Source organism: uncultured Martelella sp. (assembly GCF_963677965.2).
Taxonomy (GTDB): Bacteria; Pseudomonadota; Alphaproteobacteria; order Rhizobiales; family Rhizobiaceae; genus Martelella; species Martelella mangrovi.
On sequence record NZ_CAXXFM010000002.1, the window covers coordinates 123,749 to 140,739 of the forward strand.

17 protein-coding genes, 1 tRNA gene, 1 pseudogene and 1 riboswitch are annotated in these 16,991 nt (G+C 61.2%); of the genes and pseudogenes, 9 read left to right on the forward strand and 10 right to left on the reverse strand.

Annotated features, from left to right (window positions below):
- Positions 1-451: 451 nt before the first annotated feature.
- A pseudogene (locus ACHZCU_RS17850) lies at positions 452-695 on the reverse strand (hypothetical protein); the annotation flags it as partial.
- Positions 696-840: 145 nt separating this feature from the next.
- Between ACHZCU_RS17850 and ACHZCU_RS17855 the strand changes: the two are divergent.
- Positions 841-1,827, forward strand: coding sequence for an OmpA family protein (locus tag ACHZCU_RS17855; RefSeq protein WP_319519928.1), 987 nt, complete (start codon positions 841-843; stop codon positions 1,825-1,827).
- Between the two features lie 235 nt (positions 1,828-2,062).
- On the opposite strand, the gene gcvP is transcribed toward ACHZCU_RS17855, so the two are convergent.
- From gcvP to gcvT, 3 genes are read right to left on the reverse strand one after another with little or no spacing between them, the layout of a single operon-like run.
- Positions 2,063-4,927, reverse strand: coding sequence for an aminomethyl-transferring glycine dehydrogenase (gene gcvP, locus ACHZCU_RS17860; protein ID WP_319519929.1), 2,865 nt, complete (start codon positions 4,925-4,927; stop codon positions 2,063-2,065).
- Positions 4,927-5,292 carry a glycine cleavage system protein GcvH gene (gcvH, locus tag ACHZCU_RS17865; protein ID WP_106310956.1) on the reverse strand — a complete coding sequence of 122 codons (366 nt, stop codon included), beginning with the start codon at positions 5,290-5,292 and terminating at the stop codon, positions 4,927-4,929. Before gcvH ends, gcvP begins: the two co-directional genes overlap by 1 nt.
- Positions 5,293-5,307: 15 nt before the next feature.
- The gene (gcvT, locus tag ACHZCU_RS17870) at positions 5,308-6,384 is read right to left on the reverse strand and encodes a glycine cleavage system aminomethyltransferase GcvT (RefSeq protein WP_319520125.1); all 1,077 of its coding nucleotides are present in this window, start codon (positions 6,382-6,384) and stop codon (positions 5,308-5,310) included.
- 240 nt (positions 6,385-6,624) lie between these two features.
- Positions 6,625-6,713, reverse strand: a riboswitch (glycine riboswitch).
- Between the two features lie 252 nt (positions 6,714-6,965).
- Here gcvT and crcB point away from each other — a divergent pair.
- The 5 genes from crcB to ACHZCU_RS17895 all read left to right on the forward strand — a co-directional run bounded on the left by crcB (position 6,966) and on the right by ACHZCU_RS17895 (position 10,488).
- Positions 6,966-7,355: a fluoride efflux transporter CrcB gene (crcB, locus tag ACHZCU_RS17875; protein ID WP_106310962.1), complete on the forward strand. Its 390-nt coding sequence runs from the start codon at positions 6,966-6,968 to the stop codon at positions 7,353-7,355.
- A 64-nt stretch (positions 7,356-7,419) separates the two neighbouring features.
- Complete coding sequence (locus ACHZCU_RS17880) at positions 7,420-8,409, forward strand: RluA family pseudouridine synthase (protein ID WP_319519930.1); 990 nt, start codon at positions 7,420-7,422, stop codon at positions 8,407-8,409.
- A gap of 1 nt (position 8,410) precedes the next feature.
- Positions 8,411-9,061: an HAD-IA family hydrolase gene (locus tag ACHZCU_RS17885; RefSeq protein ID WP_319519931.1), complete on the forward strand. Its 651-nt coding sequence runs from the start codon at positions 8,411-8,413 to the stop codon at positions 9,059-9,061.
- Between the two features lie 15 nt (positions 9,062-9,076).
- Positions 9,077-9,739 carry an HAD-IA family hydrolase gene (locus ACHZCU_RS17890; RefSeq protein ID WP_319519932.1) on the forward strand — a complete coding sequence of 221 codons (663 nt, stop codon included), beginning with the start codon at positions 9,077-9,079 and terminating at the stop codon, positions 9,737-9,739.
- The gene (locus ACHZCU_RS17895; protein WP_319519933.1) at positions 9,739-10,488 is read left to right on the forward strand and encodes an ATP12 family protein; all 750 of its coding nucleotides are present in this window, start codon (positions 9,739-9,741) and stop codon (positions 10,486-10,488) included. The genes ACHZCU_RS17890 and ACHZCU_RS17895 overlap by 1 nt, the downstream gene beginning before the upstream one ends.
- 317 nt (positions 10,489-10,805) lie before the next feature.
- Here ACHZCU_RS17895 and fghA read toward each other — a convergent pair whose 3' ends face one another.
- The 4 genes from fghA to ACHZCU_RS17915 are packed head-to-tail and all read right to left on the reverse strand — an operon-like array spanning position 10,806 to position 13,709.
- Positions 10,806-11,636, reverse strand: a complete 831-nt coding sequence (gene fghA / locus ACHZCU_RS17900) for an S-formylglutathione hydrolase (RefSeq protein ID WP_319519934.1) — start codon at positions 11,634-11,636, stop codon at positions 10,806-10,808.
- 11 nt (positions 11,637-11,647) lie between these two features.
- Positions 11,648-12,115, reverse strand: coding sequence for a YaiI/YqxD family protein (locus tag ACHZCU_RS17905; RefSeq protein ID WP_106310980.1), 468 nt, complete (start codon positions 12,113-12,115; stop codon positions 11,648-11,650).
- Positions 12,112-12,582 (reverse strand): GNAT family N-acetyltransferase, encoded by a 471-nt coding sequence (locus tag ACHZCU_RS17910; protein WP_319519935.1) that lies wholly within the window; start codon positions 12,580-12,582, stop codon positions 12,112-12,114. The genes ACHZCU_RS17905 and ACHZCU_RS17910 overlap by 4 nt, the downstream gene beginning before the upstream one ends.
- Positions 12,582-13,709, reverse strand: coding sequence for an S-(hydroxymethyl)glutathione dehydrogenase/class III alcohol dehydrogenase (locus ACHZCU_RS17915; protein ID WP_106310986.1), 1,128 nt, complete (start codon positions 13,707-13,709; stop codon positions 12,582-12,584). Before ACHZCU_RS17915 ends, ACHZCU_RS17910 begins: the two co-directional genes overlap by 1 nt.
- A 212-nt stretch (positions 13,710-13,921) precedes the next feature.
- On the opposite strand from ACHZCU_RS17915, the gene ACHZCU_RS17920 reads away from it, so the two are divergent.
- A complete protein-coding gene (locus tag ACHZCU_RS17920) occupies positions 13,922-14,311 on the forward strand; it encodes a helix-turn-helix transcriptional regulator (protein WP_319519936.1) in 390 nt (129 codons plus the stop codon).
- A 4-nt stretch (positions 14,312-14,315) separates the two neighbouring features.
- On the opposite strand, the gene lipB is transcribed toward ACHZCU_RS17920, so the two are convergent.
- Positions 14,316-15,041, reverse strand: coding sequence for a lipoyl(octanoyl) transferase LipB (gene lipB, locus ACHZCU_RS17925; protein ID WP_319519937.1), 726 nt, complete (start codon positions 15,039-15,041; stop codon positions 14,316-14,318).
- A 195-nt stretch (positions 15,042-15,236) separates the two neighbouring features.
- Here lipB and ACHZCU_RS17930 point away from each other — a divergent pair.
- Positions 15,237-15,321: transfer RNA gene (locus ACHZCU_RS17930), tRNA-Leu, on the forward strand.
- A gap of 487 nt (positions 15,322-15,808) precedes the next feature.
- Here the strand turns inward: ACHZCU_RS17930 and ACHZCU_RS17935 are convergent.
- Positions 15,809-16,033 (reverse strand): substrate-binding domain-containing protein, encoded by a 225-nt coding sequence (locus ACHZCU_RS17935; protein WP_319519938.1) that lies wholly within the window; start codon positions 16,031-16,033, stop codon positions 15,809-15,811.
- Here ACHZCU_RS17935 and ACHZCU_RS17940 point away from each other — a divergent pair.
- Positions 16,032-16,868 (forward strand): ribokinase, encoded by an 837-nt coding sequence (locus ACHZCU_RS17940; protein ID WP_319519939.1) that lies wholly within the window; start codon positions 16,032-16,034, stop codon positions 16,866-16,868. The two genes, ACHZCU_RS17935 and ACHZCU_RS17940, sit on opposite strands and share 2 nt — an antisense overlap.
- Positions 16,869-16,991: the final 123 nt, after the last annotated feature.

Consider the following 16,991-nt stretch of genomic DNA (forward strand, 5'->3'; position numbering starts at 1 on the left):
CCCATAATTCTCCGCACAAAGCGGTCACATCCGTCAACCATAGCATGTTGCCTCATTGGGAGACGCAGTGCCATTCAACAGGGTTGGTTATTTCTCCGAAGTAGAGCGCGCCAGATTCCTATCGCGATGTTTTTTTGTCGATGAGGGAAGCGAGAAGGGACATCCCCCAAAACAAAAGCCGGCGTTTCCGCCGGCCCAGACTGCTGACAAAGCAAGTTGCAGACACTTTAAGCTTGCCTCCCCCTCTGTCCGTCATCCCGGACTTGATCCGGGGTCCAGGGCGGGGAGCACCTTACGTTCAAGGGGCTCTACTCGTGGCTGTTGTCGAAATTTGCCCTAGATGCCGGCTCAGGGCCGGCATGACGGGGGAGTCGGAAAAGGGACTTTGTCAATAAGCTGAGCCGGCGTTTCCGCCGACCTTTGATCTCACAATAGTGATGCGGCCCGCCCTCTACTCCGCAGCCTCCGCATACTCGCTCATCGGCGGGCAGGCGCAGACCAAATTCCGATCCCCATAGACATTGTCCACGCGGTTGACCGGGGGCCAGTATTTGTCGACGCGGAAGGCGCCGGGGGGGGAAGCAGGCTTCCTCGCGCGAATAGGGGTGGGTCCATTCGCCGACGAGGTCTTCCACCGTGTGCGGCGCGTTTTTCAGCGGGTTGTCGTCCCGGTAGGCGCGGCCTTCCTCGCGGATCGGCGAAAATTTGCTCATGGGACGTGGATGCCACAACCATCTCCCCTTGCACCTCACTTCATGATCGGTAGGTTTCCGGCGACGGAGTCGCTTTTGCGGCTCCGCGTTTTCACACCCCGATTTTGAAAAATCCCGGAAATACAACATGCTGCATAAATTCGCCGCCCTGGGCGTTGCCCTTGTCTGCCTTGCCACGCCCGCCCTTGCCGACGAAGCCGATATCAAGGGGTCGCAGGACCATCCTCTGGTGTCGCGCATGCCGGGCACGCATATTATTGGCTATCACACCTCGGATTATCAGGAATTCATGATTGCGACGGGGCCGAAGGCTGAGGGGGAGGACCTTCCGCCGGTCGAGCGGTTTGAAGGTCAGTCCACCGTCATCACCTATCTGGCGGACGAGAAGTCGCTTTCGGCGCTGGCAATCTTCAGGAACTTCGAAAAGGCCTTTGCTCAGGCCGGTTTCGAGGAGACGTTTACCTGTAAATCGGATGCGGAATGCGGCGAGAAATTCGTCACCCAGCTCTACTGGTACGGCGATCCGCAGCGGCAGGGCCAGAACCCGCGCCTTGATGCGCCCAACCGCCACGGCGACCGCCACGCCTATTATTACTGGTCCGGCACGGGTAAGGCCGAGAGCGGCGATTATGTCATCTCGCTTCTGGTTGCCCAGCATTCGGCGATGAACTTTCCCGCCGTCGTCGTTCTCGATATCAGCAAGCCCGAGGCGCTTGATGACGACCAGATCACCATCAATACCGAGGCGATGACCGGGGACATGGAAAAGGACGGTCATGTCGTGCTCGACGGCGTGTTCTTCGACTTCGACAAGGCGACGCTGACGCCCGATTCCGAACCCGCGCTGACGGTGATCGCCGATTACCTGAACGCCAACCCGGAGCGGAAATTCTTCGTCGTCGGCCATACCGATATCGAGGGCGGGCTCGATTATAACCGGGCGCTGAGCCGCGAACGTGCCGATGCCGTCATCAATACGCTGGTGAAAGATTACGGCGTCGCCACCGCGCAGATGATGGCCGTCGGCGTCGGCCCCGTTGCCCCGGTGACCAGCAATGAAACCGAAACCGGCCGCGCCGAAAACCGCCGCGTTGAACTGGTTGCGCAGGACTGAGGGGCGGTTGCTGGCCTCGCAATCCCCTCCGTCATGCCGGGCTTGCCCCGGCATCCAGGGCCGGATTTCGAGGACGATCGCGAACATTCCTCCTGCGGCCCTGGACCCCGAATCAGGTCCGGGGTGACGGGCATTGGATGGGCGTGTTTGGTTTGTCCAAAACACAGTCTTTCAGCGACTAAAAAGGCCGGCGTTTCCACCGGCCTTTTTTGATGTTTGGCGTTGCTGGCTGGCGTTACTCCGCCGCCTCCGCATACTCGCTCATCGGCGGGCAGGCGCAGACCAGGTTGCGGTCGCCGTAGACATTGTCCACGCGGTTGACCGGGGGCCAGTATTTGTCGACGCGGAAGGCGCCGGGGGGGAAGCAGGCTTCCTCGCGCGAATAGGGGTGGGTCCATTCGCCGACGAGGTCTTCCACCGTGTGCGGCGCGTTCTTCAGCGGGTTGTCGGTGCGGTCGGCCTTGCCTTCCTCGATGGCGCGGACTTCCTCGCGGATCGACAGCAGCGCATCGCAGAAGCGGTCGAGCTCGGCCCTGGTTTCCGATTCCGTCGGCTCGATCATCAGCGTGCCGGGGACGGGAAAGCTCATCGTTGGCGCATGGAAGCCGCAGTCGATCAGGCGCTTGGCGATATCGTCGACGCTGACATCGGCGCTGTCCTTCAGCGGGCGCGTGTCGATGATGCATTCATGCGCCACGCGGCCCTTTTCCGACTTGTAGAGCACGTCATAGGCGCCTTTCAGCCGGGCGGCGATATAATTGGCGTTGAGGATCGCCACGCGGGTTGCCTGCGTCAGCCCTTCGCCGCCCATCATCAGGCAGTAGCTCCACGAGATCGGCAGGATCGACGGCGAGCCGAAGGGGGCCGCCGAGACCGCGCCGCCGGCCTCGTCCGTTGCCGGATTGGCGGGCAGATGCGGGGCCAGATGCGCCTTGACGCCGATCGGCCCCATGCCCGGACCGCCGCCGCCATGGGGGATGCAGAAGGTCTTGTGCAGGTTCAGATGGCTGACGTCCGAGCCGATATCGCCCGGCCGCGACAGGCCGACCATCGCATTCATGTTGGCGCCGTCGAGATAGACCTGACCGCCAAATTTGTGCGTGATCTCGCAGACCTCCTTCACCGTCGCCTCGAACACGCCATGGGTCGAGGGATAGGTGATCATGCAGGCGGCGAGATTGTCGGCGTACTGTTCGGCCTTTTCGGCAAAATCGGCAAGGTCGATATCGCCGTTTTCGCGCGATTTCACCGCAACCACCTTCATGCCCGCCATATGGGCGGATGCCGGGTTGGTGCCGTGCGCCGACATCGGAATGAGGCAGATGTCGCGATGGGCTTCGCCATTGGCGCGGTGATAACGGCGGATGGTCAGAAGGCCGGCATATTCGCCCTGCGCGCCGGAATTCGGCTGCATGGAAAAGGCGTCATAGCCGGTGATGGCGCAGAGCTTTTCCGAAAGGTCGGCGATCATTTCGCGGTAACCCGCCCACTGGCTTTCCGGCGCGAAGGGGTGAATGTCGGCGAATTCCGGCCATGTGATCGGCAGCATTTCCACCGTGGCATTCAGCTTCATCGTGCACGAGCCAAGCGGGATCATCGCCCGGTCGAGCGCCAGATCGCGGTCGGCGAGGCGGCGCATATAACGGGTCATCTCGCTTTCCGCACGGTTCATGTGGAAGATCGGGTGCGTCATGTAAACGCTTGTGCGCAAAAGGCTTTTCGGAAGACGGTAATCAGCCTCGAATTCGGCAATCGAGAATTTGCCGCCAAAGGCCTCCCAGACCGCTTCCACATGGGCGGGGCGGGTGCGCTCGTTGACGGAAATGCCGATTTTCGTGGTGCCGATCTTCCTGAGGTTGACGCCGTTTTCCACGGCATTGCGCATGATCAGGCCCTGGAATGCGCCGACTTCGACCGTAATCGTATCAAAGAAGGTCTGCGGCTCGACTTCGAAGCCGAGCGCCTCCAGCCCCTTGGCCAGCAGCACGCCCTTGCGGTGCACCTGCTGGGCAATCGCCTTCAGCCCGTCGGGGCCGTGGAACACGCCATACATGGAGGCCATGACGGCGAGCAGAACCTGCGCGGTGCAGATGTTCGAGGTGGCCTTTTCGCGGCGGATGTGTTGTTCGCGGGTCTGCAGCGCCAGACGGTAGGCGCGGTTGCCGCGGCTATCCACCGAAACGCCGACGAGACGGCCGGGCATGGAGCGCTTGTAGGCATCCTTCACCGCCATGAAGGCGGCATGCGGGCCGCCGAAGCCGAGCGGCACGCCGAAACGCTGGGACGAGCCGATGGCGATATCGGCATCCATCTCGCCGGGCGATTTCAGCAGCGTCAGCGCCAGCGGGTCGGCGGCGACCGTGGCAATCGCCTTGGCCTCATGGAGTGCCGCGATCACATTGGTGAAGTCGTGCACATGGCCATAGGTGCCGGGATACTGGAAAATCGCACCGAACACCTCTTCCGCCTTCAGATCGGTAAAGGGATTGCCGACGACAACGGTCCAGCCCAGCGGTTCGGAGCGGGTTTTCAGCAGCGCAATCGTCTGCGGATGGCAGTTTTCATCGACGAAGAACGCCGTTGCCTTCGATTTTGCGATGCGGTTTGCCATCGCCATGGCTTCGGCCGCCGCCGTTGCCTCATCGAGAAGCGAGGCGTTGGCGATATCGAGACCGGTGAGGTCGGCAATCATCGTCTGGAAGTTGAGCAGAGCCTCAAGGCGACCTTGCGAAATTTCCGGCTGATAGGGCGTATAGGCTGTGTACCAGGCCGGGTTTTCCAGAATATTACGCTGGATCACCGGCGGCACGATGGTCGGGTTATAGCCCTGGCCGATCATCGAGATCAGCGGCTTGTTCTTGTTGGCGGTTTCGCGCAGCTTGTCCAGCGCCTCGCGCTCGGTCATGGCCGGGCCCCAGGCAAGCGGCGTTTCCTGGCGGATCGCAGCCGGCACGGTGTCGTCGATCAGCGCGTCGAGGCTGTCATAGCCGATTGTTTCCAGCATGCCGGCCATTTCGGCGGGCGAGGGGCCGATATGCCGCCGGTTGGCGAAGTCATAGGGCTGGTAATCGGTAAACTTGAATTCGGCGGGCGTGGTCATCAGGCGATGAACTCCTTGTAGGCCGCTTCATCCATCAGCGCGTCGGCATCGGCGGGGTTGGCAAGCTTCAGCTTGAAGAACCAGCCGCCCGCCATCGGCTCGGCGTTGACCAGTTCCGGATTGTCGGTGATCGCCTCGTTGACCTCGGTGATTTCACCGGCCAGCGGACAAAACACATCGGACGCGGCCTTGACGGATTCGACGGTTGCCGCATCGTCATTCTTCTCGAATGTCGCGCCGATTTCCGGCAGTTCGACAAAGACGAGGTCGCCGAGCTGTTCGGCGGCATGCGCGGTGATGCCGACAGTGGCGATGTCGCCCTCGATCTTCAGCCATTCATGTTCTTCGGTAAATTTGATGGTCATGGAAAATGTTCCCGCTCAGCGTTTGTAGGTGGGTTGAATAAAGGGGGTATCGGCGATGGTGACGGGCAGGTATTTGCCGCGCACCTCGGCGAAAATGGTTTTTCCGGTTTCGGCGTATTGGGTTTCGACATAGCCCATTGCAACCGGGCTCTCGACGGAGGGGCCAAAGCCGCCGGAGGTGACGTGGCCGATTTCGGTCCGGCCGGTTTCATCGGCAAACAGTTTCGCCGGCGGACGGACCGGGGCGCGGCCTTCGGGCTTCAGGCCGACGCGCTTGCGGGCAACGCCCTCCGCAAGCTGGCGGAAGACGATTTCGGCGCCGGGAAACCCGCCTTCGCGTGCGCCGCCGGGCCTGCGGGCCTTCTGCATGCCCCAGACGAGTGCAGCCTCGACCGGCGTCGTGGTCGTGTCGATATCGTTGCCATAGAGGCAGAGCCCGGCCTCAAGGCGGAGCGAATCGCGGGCGCCAAGGCCGATCGGTTCGCAGTCCTCATGCGCCAGCAGCGCGCGGGCCAGATCTTCGGCTTTTTCGGCCGGCACGGAGATTTCGAAGCCGTCTTCACCGGTATAGCCGGAGCGCGAAATCACGCAGGTGACGCCCAGAATTTCGCAGGCGCGCACATCCATGAACTTCATCTCGGCAACAGCCGGGCAAAGCGGCGAGAGCACGGCTTCAGCCTTCGGCCCCTGCAGCGCCAGCAGCGCCTTGTCTTCGAAATGTTCCTCGACAATGCAAAGATCGGAGAGGTAGGCCTTCATATGTGCAAGGTCGGCTTCCTTGCAGGCGGCGTTGACGATGACCAGCAGATGGTCACCGCGATTGGCCACCATCAGATCGTCCAGAATGCCGCCGTCCTCTTTGGTGAAAAAGGCGTAGCGCTGCCGTGCAGCCTTCAGGCCGGCGATATCGACAGGCACCAGTTTTTCCAGCGCGATGGCTGCGTCCGCCAGATTGCCGGAGATCGGCTTGAGGTAGACCTGGCCCATATGCGAAACGTCGAAAAGGCCAGCCTTTTCACGGGTATGCAGGTGTTCCTTCAGAACGCCCATCGGATATTGCACGGGCATGTCATAGCCGGCAAACGGCACCATGCGGGCGCCGAGTTCCTTATGAAGCGCATGAAGCGGGGTTTGTTTCAGTGGTTCTTGCGGGTCCAAGAAATTGCCTCCGGATTGCGTTGTTCAAAACGCCGGCTCAAAGGGTGAAGGATACGCGGAAAAAGCGCATCCGGACGATTGAGCCCCCTCTGTCCCGTGTGCCTGAGATTATTATCCCTTCGGCCAGCGTCGCTTCCGGTGAAAGAAAGCGCCACCTTGTCTCCAGAGTTTTCGAACCTCGCGCTGGTCCTTTGGCCTGAGAGTTTCCGGGGCAGTTGCTCCTTCGGCACCACGTCGAACGTGGATTCTCCCAGCGCGAATTTGAGGTGGATTATCCGGTTTGCGACGCAATTTGCAAGAGGCAAGACATCGTGTCCGCTGAAATAACCCGGGCTGTGTCCGCATCTTCTTCCTGCGCGGGGCTGGACAACCTCCTGAAACGCTCTAGAACAGCCGGGTTCGGTCTGCTCGCTACAGGTGGGGCGGTCCGAACGCACGGGAGGCGCATGCGTGTGCAGACTGCGCATTCGGTTTTAAACGAAGGCGCACTGTAGCGAGACCAGAAGGAAAAGGCCGTGCCACAAATTCTTTCCCATGCTCTTCTTGCGGCCGCCGGCGGCGCAATCGGGTCTGTCGGACGCTACCTTGTCGGCGTTTATGCGGTGCGCTGGTTCGGGCCGAATTTCCCGTGGGGAACCTTCATCGTCAATATTGTCGGGTCGCTGCTGATCGGTCTTCTGGTCGAAGCGGTTGCGCGGGCGCTGAATCAGTCAGCCGATATGCGCATTTTCATCGTCACCGGTTTTCTCGGCGGTTTCACCACCTTTTCGTCATTCTCGCTGGATGCCATGAACATGATCGAGCGCGGCGATGTTGTCCCGGCCGTTGCCTATATTGCCGCAAGCCTCGTGCTGGCGCTGATTGCCGTATTCGCCGGTCTGGCGATCGGTCGAATGGTATTCTAAAGCCATTTCATTCCGGCGCGGCATGCGATAGAAGCCACGTCTTGGAACAAGGGTTTTTCGCATAATGGCGGGTATCGAACATATCAAGGTGGATCAGGACGAGGCGGGCATGCGCCTCGACCGGTGGTTCAAGGTGCATTATCCGGGCCTCGGTTTCGGCGCATTGCAGAAACTGCTGCGCTCGGGCCAGGTGCGTGTCGACGGCGGCCGGGTCAAGAGCGATACCCGCGTCGAGCCGGGCCAGACCATTCGTATTCCGCCGATGAATGTCGACGCCAGGAAAACCGGCCCGATTGCCGGCAAGGCGCTGAAGCATTCACCCGATTCCGAGCTTCTGTCGCGCATGCTGCTGCATGAGGATGAGCGTGTCTTCGTTCTCAACAAACCGGCCGGTCTTGCCGTGCAGGGCGGCTCCGGCGTTGTCCGGCATATCGATAAAATGCTGGAAGCCTGGACCAACAGGAAGGGCGAAAAGCCGCGTCTGGTGCATCGTCTCGACCGCGACACATCCGGCGTTCTGGTGATTGCGCGTTCGCGCCGCGCCGCGCAATCGCTGACGGAGGCATTCCGCCACCGCACCACCAAGAAGACCTACTGGTCGCTGGTCAAGGGCGTGCCGCGCAAGCGCGAGGACAAGGTGTCGACCTGGCTGGTCAAGGAACAGACGCCAGACGGCGACCGGATGCGCGTGGCCAGACATGGCGAACCCGATTCCGATCACGCTGTCTCGTACTACCGGGTCGTTGAAACCGCCGCCAACCGGCTTTCCTGGCTTGAGATGGAGCCCTATACCGGGCGCACCCATCAGCTGCGCGTGCATGCGCTTCACATCGGCCATCCGATCATCGGCGATCCGAAATATTTCGAGGATGATCCGAACTGGGAATTTCCCGGCGGCATGCAGAAGAAGCTGCATCTTCACGCCCGCCACATCGATATCCCCCATCCCGATGGCGGACGCCTGAAGGTGACCGCGCCGCTGCCGCCGCACATGGTGCAGAGCTGGAACCTGCTTGGTTTCGACCCGGACCGCCCCGATCTCGACAAGGAATAACATGAAGCTCGTTCTGTTTGATTGCGACGGCACGCTGGTGGACAGCGCCGTGCGCATCCATGAAACCATGCGGCGCGCTTTTATCGCCTTCGGTCATCCCGAGCCGACGCTGGCCGAAACCAAGACCATTATCGGTCTTTCGCTTGATCTTTCCATTGCCCGGCTGCTCGGCCGCCAGGAGGTCGATGACGAGGTTCTGGCGATCCGGGTGAAGTTCAAGTCGCTGTTTGCCGAAGTGCACTCCGATCCCAACATGATGGAACAGCTGTTTCCCGGGATCGCCGAACTGATCGCAGCGCTTGCCGCGCGCGACGATATCACCATCGGCGCGGTGACCGGCAATTCGCGCCGGGGCCTCGCCCATGTTCTGGAACTGCACGGACTGGCGCCCGATTTTTCGGTGTCGCGCACGGCTGACGACTGCCCGTCGAAACCGCATCCGGCCATGGTGCTTGAATGCTGCGTGGAAGCAGGGTTCAATCCGGCGGATGCCGTGGTTGTCGGCGATGCGGTCTTCGACATGCAGATGGCCGGAAAGGCCGGCGCCCACGCCATCGGTGTTGCTTGGGGTTATGGCGAGATTGCCGACCTGCAGGATGCCGGCGCCGGTGCGATTGTCTGGCATCCGGAGGAAATCCTGAAACTTGTGTGAGCCGGGAGCGCTTTCATGAAGCTGGTGCTATTTGACTGTGACGGAACGCTGGTCGACAGCCTGGCGATCATTCAGGAGACGATGGTGCGCACATTCCGTGCCTTCGGGCATGCCGTGCCGGAAGAACACGCAATTCGCGGCACGGTCGGCCTGACGCTGGATGTGGCGATTGCCGGTCTTCTGGGGCGCCAAGCGGTGGACCATGAATGCCGTGACATGATGGGCTATTACCGCTCGCTGTTTGCCGAGGTGCGGCGCGATCCGGCGATGCAGGAAAAGCTTTACGACGGCATTGCCGTGATGTTGTCAGAGCTGTTCCTGCAGGACGATATCCTGGTCGGCGCGGTGACCGGAAAATCGCGCCGCGGGCTCGACCATATGCTGAAGACCCATGGCTACAGCGAAAAATTCATCGCCACCCGCACGGCCGATGATTGTCCCTCCAAGCCCAATCCGGCGATGGTGCTGGAATGCTGTGACGAGACCGGCATGCGGCCCGAACAGGCGGTTGTCGTCGGCGACAGCGTGTTCGATATCCAGATGGCGCGCTCGGCCGGCGCATCGGCAATCGGGGTTTCGTGGGGATATGGCGCACCGGACGCCCTGAAACAGTCGGGCGCCATGGCGATTGCCGCAACGCCGGATGATATTCTGAAATATGTTCTGAAGGGTGAATGATGAGTGATGATCCCATCCGCCGCGCGCAGGAACTGATGCGCGCCGAACTGCCGAAGAAATTCTATTCCGAAGCCAGCATCGCCGCCGAAGGCGAAGGTTTTGCCGTGAAGCTTGACGGCCGGTCGGTAAAGACGCCCTCGCGCCATCCTCTGATCCTGCCAACGGCCGCTGCCGCCGAACATGTCCGCGCCGAATGGCAGGCGCAGGAAAACGTCATCGACCCGGCAAAAATGCCGGTAACCCGGCTTGCCAATACGGTGATTGACGGCGTCAGCCTAAACAGCGAGGCCGTGTTTGAGGAAATCATCGCCTATGCGGGCAATGACATGCTGTTTTACCGGGCCGAAAGCCCGCAGGAACTGGTGGAGCGCCAGAAACTGGAATGGGACCCCGTTCTCGACTGGTTCGCCGACGAATTCGGCGCGCGCTTCGTGCTTGTCGAGGGCATTATCTTCGCCGGTCAGCCGGCGGAAAGCATCGAAGCCTTCCGCCGCGAACTGTCGCGGCATACAGAGCCGTTTGCGCTCGGCGCTCTGCATGTGATGACCACGATTTCCGGCTCCGCTCTCTTGGCGCTGGCACTGGCGCGCGGGCGGATCGATCTGGACACGGGCTGGGCGCTTGCCAATCTCGAGGAAAACTGGACCATCGAACACTGGGGCCGCGACGAAGAAGCCGAGCGCCGACGGGCAAAGCATTTCGAGGACATGAGCGCCGCGCATACCCTGATGAGGGCGCTTTCAGACTGAAATGCCGGCTTTTGATTCAGCTTGTCAGCAAAGCCTGAGATGTGGCGGTTCGTGTCTTAAGCGACTTTCCCACAGGCGCCATGCTCGGGCTTGACTCGAGCATCCAATCACGTCTGTCGCGAGAAGCGTTGGCGAGCTTTTAGCACGACATTGCAGAAGCCTCACGACAACCGCAAACGCTCTAGCCGTGGCACGAGACACATGGATCCTCGGGTCAAGCCCGAGAATGACGCGGCGGAGGGGCAGACGTTTGTCAGTCATTTCAGCCGGAAGCATGGCTTCCGGCTGAAGCGTTTCCATTCCCCACGTTTCAGACCCTAAAGCCGCGCGGCATGCCAGCGCAGGTGGTCTTCCATGAAGGTCGAAATGAAGTAGTAGGAATGGTCGTAACGCTCGTGCATGCGCAGCGTCAGCGCGATGTCCGTGCCCTTGATGGCCTCTTCGAACAGCCAGGGTTTCAGACCGTCCTCGAGGAAGCCGTCGGCCTTGCCCTGATCGATCAGAAATTCCGGAAAACGGGCGCCGTCTTCCACCAGTGCGCAGGCATCATAGGCGCGCCATGCGGCCTTGTCGTCACCGAGATACTGTTTGAAGGCGCCGATCGCCCAGTCCGAGGTTGACGGCGACACGATCGGCGCGAAGGCCGAGCAGCTCTTGAAACGATCCGGATTCCTGAGCGCAATCGTCATTGCCCCGTGGCCGCCCATGGAATGGCCGAATATGCCCTGACGCTCCATATCGGCGCGGAAGTGGCTGCCGATGAGCGCCGGAAGTTCTTCGGTGATGTAGGTGTACATCTGAAAATTGAGCTGCCACGGCGACACGGTCGCATCGACATAGAAGCCGGCGCCCTTGCCCAACTGCCAGTTGGTCAGTTCATCGGGGATTTCCTTGCCGCGCGGGCTGGTGTCGGGGCAGACGATGATGATGCCGAGTTCAGCGGCCAGACGTCGGTATTCGCCCTTTTCCATGACATTGGCATGGCTGCAGGTGAGGCCGGAAAGATACCAGAGAACCGGGCAGGGGCCGTCAACGGCCTGCGGGGGCACGAAGACGGCAAAGGTCATCTCGCAATTGCAGGCCTTCGAATCATGCGAGAAAACGCCTTGCATGCCGCCAAAGGCCGTGTTTTCGGAAAGGATGTTCATGGGTTCAGTCCTCAGGTCTGGTCCGTGTCTGATGTCTTTATTGATTTCGCCTGCCGGCAAAGCCGTTCCATGGTTTGCAGAAAGGCGGAACGGTCACGCGGCGTAAAGGCGGCGTTGTAGCCCTTGCTTTCGCCGGTTTCCCGCAAATGCTGGCCAAGGTCGCGCATCGCCCGCGCCATGCCGATATTGGCGGTGTCGAACAGCCGGCCGGTCGGGCCCGTCACCAGTGCGCCTGTTGAAACGCAGCGTTCGGCCAGCGGTACATCCGCCGTCACCACGATATCGCCGGAAGCAGCGCGTTCGGCAATCCAGTCGTCGGCGGCATCGAAGGCGCCGGAGACGATCACGTTCTTGATCATCGGGTCGCGCGAGGGCCTCAGCCCGGAATTGGCGACGAAGGTCACCGGTAGCGCGTGGCGCTCGGCGACCTTGATGATTTCGGGTTTAACCGGGCAGGCGTCGGCATCGACGTAAATCATGCAGCCGCTCCCGCCGCAGGCTTTCGCAGCATGTCGACATGCGGGATACCGTCTTCCAGATATTCTTCAGACGTGACGACAAAGCCGAAGCCTGCATAGAAATTCTGAAGATGCGCCTGCGCGGAAATGGAAATCGCTGTGTCGGGCCAGAGCTTTTCACAGGCCGTAACAGCTTCCCGCATGACCGCGCGCCCCATATTCTGCCCCCGGTGAGATGGCGCAACGATGACGCGACCGATACGCGCCGGCCCGGAAGACGCAGGCGGTGCGAACAGCCGTGCATAGCCGAAAAGCCCGTTATCGTCGCGAAGGCGCATATGCAGCGCCTCCGGATCCTTGCCGTCGATCTCGGGGTAGGGGCAGTTCTGTTCCACCACGAAAACATCGACGCGCAGCTTTACGACGTCGTGGAATTCGCCCGCAGTGAGAGCCTCCATGCGGGCGATATCGACGCTGTAATCCGACATCAGTAGACGACGACCGAGCGGATGCTTTCACCGCTGTGCATCATGTCGAAGCCCTTGTTGATGTCCTCGAGCTTCAGGAGATGCGTGATCATCGGGTCGATGTCGATCTTGCCGTCCATGTACCAGTCGACGATTTTCGGAACGTCGGTGCGCCCGCGTGCGCCGCCGAATGCCGTGCCCATCCAGGTGCGGCCGGTGACGAGCTGGAACGGACGAGTGGAGATTTCCTGACCCGCGCCGGCAACGCCAATGACCACCGACTTGCCCCAGCCGCGATGCGCGCTTTCCAGCGCCTGACGCATGACCGTGGTGTTACCGGTGCAGTCGAAGGTGTAATCCGCGCCGCCGATCGTGTCATTGCCGCGCTTGGTGAGGTTGATCAGGTAGGGAACGATATCCTCGCCGACCTCTTTCGGGTTGACGAAATGGGTCATGCCGAAGCGTTCGCCCCATTCCTTCTTGTCATTGTTGAGGTCGACGCCGATGATCATGTCGGCGCCGGCAAGGCGCAGGCCCTGAATGACGTTGAGGCCGATGCCGCCGAGGCCGAAGACGATGGCCGTTGCGCCGATTTCAACCTGTGCCGTGTTGATCACCGCGCCAACGCCGGTGGTGACGCCGCAGCCGATATAGCAGACCTTGTCGAAGGGCGCGTCGGGATTGATCTTGGCAACCGCGATTTCCGGCAGAACCGTGAAGTTCGCGAAGGTGGAGCAGCCCATATAGTGATAGAGCGGCTTGCCATCGAGCGAGAACCGCGAGGTGCCGTCGGGCATCAGGCCCTGGCCCTGGGTGGAGCGGATCGCCGTGCACAGATTGGTCTTGCGCGACAGGCAGGACGGGCATTCGCGGCATTCCGGCGTATAAAGCGGAATGACATGGTCGCCCTTCTTTACCGAGGTGACGCCCGGGCCGACATCGACCACGACGCCGGCACCCTCATGGCCGAGAATCGCCGGGAAAATCCCCTCCGGGTCGGCGCCCGACAGGGTGAAATCGTCCGTATGGCAAAGGCCGGTGGCCTTGACTTCGATCAGAACCTCTCCGGCCTTGGGGCCCTCGAGCTGTACATTCATGATTTCAAGCGGTTTACCTGCTTCGACCGCTACGGCTGCGCGCACATCCATCTGGTGTTTCTCCAAAATCGCCTTTGTTATCGATCAATCTTTGCCATGGCCGCCCCGACCTCCGCAAGCATAATACCAGGGATCGGTGACCGGAAATTTCACTGTTCGGTGACCTGCTGATCGGTGATGACTGGCACTTTCCGCCGGTTTTGGCTATGAAGGGGGCAAGAACCGGAAAAACCGGCATGCCGAACGGGATGGAAAGGCCTAAAATGGTTGAAGACGAACTTTACGGCGATGATACGCTCGGGGGGCGCCTGCTGGCCGCCCGTGAAAGCGCTGGCATGAGCCCGGCGGAACTGGCCGGGCGTCTGGGGGTCACGCGAGAGACGCTCAGGAACTGGGAATGCGATCGCGCCGCACCTTCGCTGGAACGGCTGGTGCGCATTGCATCCGTGCTGAAGGTGCGCCCGCTCTGGCTGATTGCGGGTGACTGCGAAAAGGCGGGTTCAGGCCACCGGCAGAAGAGTTTCAGCCTCAAGGACGTCGTTATCGAGGTCAATCATGTCGGGTATGCCGGGCGTTATCCGGATGCCATCCGGCACCCACGATTGCCCGGCGCTTTCGGGTTTTCAGTGACAGGCGGCCGAACGCTGCACTGAGCCTTCATGCGGTTTCCGACGTGACGACTGTTTCGCCGAAAACCTCTTCGAACGCTTTTCTAAGACAGATATCGACATCTTCCATCGTCACCGGCAGGCCGAGATCGACCAGGCTGGTGACGCCGTAGCCGGCAATGCCGCACGGCACGATGCCACCGAAATGTTCCAGTTCCGGCTCGACATTGATCGACAGGCCGTGAAAACTCACCCAGTGGCGCAACCGGATGCCGATCGCGGCAATCTTGTCTTCCGCCGGCGTGCCGTCGGGCAGAGGCGGGCGTTCGGGGCGGCGGACCCAGACTCCGACCCGGTCCTCGCGCCGCTCTCCGCGCACATTCATCGAATCAAGCGTCTTGATGATGGTCTCCTCGATGGCGGCGACGAAGGCGCGCACATCGCGCCGGCGGCGTTTCAGATCGAGCATCAGATAGGCAACGCGCTGTCCGGGACCGTGATAGGTGTATTCGCCGCCGCGTCCGGTCTCGTAAACCGGAAACCGGTCGGGGGCCAGCAGGTCCTGGCGCACGGCGCTGGTGCCTGCGGTATAAAGCGGCGGGTGTTCGACCAGCCAGACAAGCTCGTCGGCTTCGCCGCGCGCTATCAGATCGACTTCGCGTTCCATCACGGAAAGCGCTTGCGGGTAGGGCACAAGCCCGTCCGACAGACGCCATCTGACCGGCGGCGAACCGGGCTCGGCATGCATGAGAAAATTGATTTCGCGTCGTTCCATCGGTTCATCCTTTGCGCTTCTCCTTGCAGATTTCGCGATAGGCGGCAAGGCGAAAGCGCCGGTGACGGCAAGGCGCTGCACGGTCTTTGAAAGTTTCTCCCGAAGAAATGAAAAAAAACGGTAACAGGCGCTTGTGCGGTGATGAGGCTTTTGCTACATGCAGCGGCGCCGGCACAAACCGGCCTCTACCACGATGCGGTCGTGGCGGAATTGGTAGACGCGCAGCGTTGAGGTCGCTGTGGGGCAACCCGTGGAAGTTCGAGTCTTCTCGACCGCACCATTTTTCAAATAAAATGCGTTAGAATCATATTTTTGGCATCGAAACTGGCCCACCACATGCCATGTGGGGCAGGTGGTTTCGGTTGAGATTTTTCGGCGGTCGGCGCGACGGCTGTGGAGTTTGCTCATCCTGGCCTCGCAATGATCGGGAATCGCCATCAGTCCATACTGGCTGATCCCGAGTTTCATCAGCAGTTCCGCAAGGTCGTTGCGCACGTCGTGCGCTGGAAGCTGTGGCTTCGATTGATTCCTTTTTCAGCGATTTCCAGTGCAAGGCTTCTACGCCTGCGATCGTGCATTCATGCGGTCGATCCGAGGATTGTCAGATTCGCTATCCTGCAACTGTCCGCGCCGGCGCGGACGGCGCCACGCGGGTCTTGATGCCTGCAGTATCGAGCGCGGGCGGATAGGCTGGTCAACCGGACTGGGATTTCAAGAAAACACGTCCTGGGTGGTCCGGCATAAAACCAAGTAGCAGTTGCGTGGCGTTACGCGACCGGGCCGGTCGACTGGCGTTCGATCAATGTGGTTGCTAGCGGTCCCGGTTTTTCCAGTTCGCCGCCCTGCAGGCGGGCGAGCAGGTAATCGGCCGCGGCCCTGCCGATTGCCGCGTTGTCGACGGACATCGTTGTCAGCGGCGGGTCCGTGAAGGCGGCCATGGGCACGTCATCGAAGCCGGTGATCGAAAGGGTTTGCGGCACAGCTATGCCCATGGCCCTGGCTTCGATCAGCGCACCGAAGGCGAGGGCGTCATTGCCGCAGATGATGCATCCCGATGTTCAGGCGCTGGCGGCATGCCGGGCCGGAGCGCATGTCCGGATGGCCGGTGCGGTCGGAGATGATGATTTTGCCGAGCCGGCGCTTGCGCTGCTGCGTGAAGGCGGTGTCGATCTTGGCGGCGTCGAAACGGTGGGCGGGACGACCGGTATCGCGGTCATCCTCGTTGGCGGCGACGGCGAAAACATGATTACCGTCGTCCCCGGCGCCAATGGCACGCTGCAGGCGCAACGGGCCGAGGACGCCATTGCGGAGATGACGCCGGGCGATACCGTGATGCTGCAGCTCGAAATTCCTGCCATTGCCGTGGAACGGGCGCTCAACTGCGCCCGTGAACGCGGCGTGCGCAGCATTCTCAATGTCGCGCCCCTGACGGAGGATGCTGTCCGTCTCGGCCGTATGGCCGATATCGTCGTCGCCAATGAAACCGAGTTTGAGCTGTTGGCCGGAACCGAAATCAGGGACGCTGAAGCCCGCCGCACAACGCTTGCAGCACTTCATGCCGAGACCGGGCAGACCTTCGTCGTGACGCTGGGCGGGGAAGGGGCAATCGCCATCGAAAACGGTCGGTTCTTCTCCGCGCCAGGCCTTGCCATCGAACCGGTTGACACCGTGGGGGCCGGGGATACGTTCTGTGGTTACTTGGCGGCCGGTCTCGATGCCGGATTGCCGCTTTCCGATGCCATGCATCGCGCGGCTGTCGCCGGTTCGCTGGCCTGCCTCAAGGCCGGCGCACAGACAGCGATTCCGCTGGCCGCCGACATCAGGTAAGGCCGGACGTCCTTGAGGGCGGTTCGTATTGGTGATTGCCATCTGCCAATCTGTTTTGTGGCCTGTGCGCTGACCGGCGCCCGGGCTGCCTTCCTCCAATTTGGTGAACGGGTCCACTCGCAT

What these genes read in the sequence shown, in the direction of transcription:
- fghA (WP_319519934.1), bottom strand. Translation starts at nt 11,636, where the DNA reads ATGAACATCCTTTCCGAAAACACGGCCTTTGGCGGCATGCAAGGCGTT.
- gcvP (WP_319519929.1), bottom strand. Translation starts at nt 4,927, where the DNA reads ATGACCACGCCCGCCGAATTCAAGTTTACCGATTACCAGCCCTATGAC.
- ACHZCU_RS17905 (WP_106310980.1), bottom strand. Translation starts at nt 12,115, where the DNA reads ATGATTTACGTCGATGCCGACGCCTGCCCGGTTAAACCCGAAATCATC.
- ACHZCU_RS17940 (WP_319519939.1), top strand. Translation starts at nt 16,032, where the DNA reads ATGGCCCTGGCTTCGATCAGCGCACCGAAGGCGAGGGCGTCATTGCCG.
- lipB (WP_319519937.1), bottom strand. Translation starts at nt 15,041, where the DNA reads ATGGAACGACGCGAAATCAATTTTCTCATGCATGCCGAGCCCGGTTCG.
- gcvT (WP_319520125.1), bottom strand. Translation starts at nt 6,384, where the DNA reads ATGGTGCCGTTTGCCGGCTATGACATGCCCGTGCAATATCCGATGGGC.
- gcvH (WP_106310956.1), bottom strand. Translation starts at nt 5,292, where the DNA reads ATGACCATCAAATTTACCGAAGAACATGAATGGCTGAAGATCGAGGGC.
- ACHZCU_RS17885 (WP_319519931.1), top strand. Translation starts at nt 8,411, where the DNA reads ATGAAGCTCGTTCTGTTTGATTGCGACGGCACGCTGGTGGACAGCGCC.
- ACHZCU_RS17880 (WP_319519930.1), top strand. Translation starts at nt 7,420, where the DNA reads ATGGCGGGTATCGAACATATCAAGGTGGATCAGGACGAGGCGGGCATG.
- ACHZCU_RS17920 (WP_319519936.1), top strand. Translation starts at nt 13,922, where the DNA reads ATGGTTGAAGACGAACTTTACGGCGATGATACGCTCGGGGGGCGCCTG.
- ACHZCU_RS17915 (WP_106310986.1), bottom strand. Translation starts at nt 13,709, where the DNA reads ATGGATGTGCGCGCAGCCGTAGCGGTCGAAGCAGGTAAACCGCTTGAA.
- ACHZCU_RS17935 (WP_319519938.1), bottom strand. Translation starts at nt 16,033, where the DNA reads ATGGGCATAGCTGTGCCGCAAACCCTTTCGATCACCGGCTTCGATGAC.
- ACHZCU_RS17895 (WP_319519933.1), top strand. Translation starts at nt 9,739, where the DNA reads ATGAGTGATGATCCCATCCGCCGCGCGCAGGAACTGATGCGCGCCGAA.
- ACHZCU_RS17855 (WP_319519928.1), top strand. Translation starts at nt 841, where the DNA reads ATGCTGCATAAATTCGCCGCCCTGGGCGTTGCCCTTGTCTGCCTTGCC.
- ACHZCU_RS17910 (WP_319519935.1), bottom strand. Translation starts at nt 12,582, where the DNA reads ATGTCGGATTACAGCGTCGATATCGCCCGCATGGAGGCTCTCACTGCG.
- ACHZCU_RS17890 (WP_319519932.1), top strand. Translation starts at nt 9,077, where the DNA reads ATGAAGCTGGTGCTATTTGACTGTGACGGAACGCTGGTCGACAGCCTG.